The following is a 608-nucleotide window of genomic DNA, read 5'->3' as shown; positions in this document are numbered from 1 at the left end:
CCACCGCATCAAGCTGCTCCTGGGTGTAGCCACTGAGATCCGTGCCTTTGGGGAAGTACTGACGCAGCAATCCATTGGTATTCTCGTTGGAGCCTCTCTGCCAGGGGCTGTAGGGATCGCAGAAGTACACCTTCATACCGGTGTTGCGCGTGAGCTGCTGGTGCTCTGCCATCTCCCGGCCCCTGTCGTACGTCAGGCTCTGACGCATGGGCTGGGCAATGGAGTTGAGCTTGTCACTGAATGCCTGCAGTACATGCGCTGCGGTAGCCGGGTTGGGGTGCGGCAGCTTGACCAGTACCACAAGGCGTGTGGTGCGCTCGACCAGCGTGCCAATGGCACTCGCATTGCCTTTACCCTTGATGAGGTCTCCCTCCCAGTGCCCGGGCAACTGGCGATCTTCAATCTCAGGCGGGCGCACATGGATGCTCAGCAGATCGGTGATTTGTCCACGCCGGTCCTCGCCTTTGGAGCGGGGCCAGCGCTTGGCGCGGGCCATGCGCAGACAGGACACCAACTCCTTTTTGAGCTCTCCCCGAGGCTGGGCATAGATGCAGGTGTAGATGCTCTCGTGTGACACTTGTTTGCGCTTGTTGTCAGGGTGCAGTTTC

The 608-nt window shown here is 60.0% G+C and carries 1 protein-coding gene; it reads right to left on the bottom strand.

The annotated features are described in order from the left end of the window. On the bottom strand, nt 1–608 hold a 608-nt coding region (locus KYG_RS22515), incomplete at both ends, for an IS30 family transposase (protein WP_008907246.1).

Source organism: Acidovorax sp. NO-1, from assembly GCF_000238595.1.
Classification (GTDB): domain Bacteria; phylum Pseudomonadota; class Gammaproteobacteria; order Burkholderiales; family Burkholderiaceae_C; genus Acidovorax.
The sequence above is the reverse complement of the archived record's forward strand: the minus strand, read 5'-3'. Positions and strand labels throughout refer to the sequence as shown.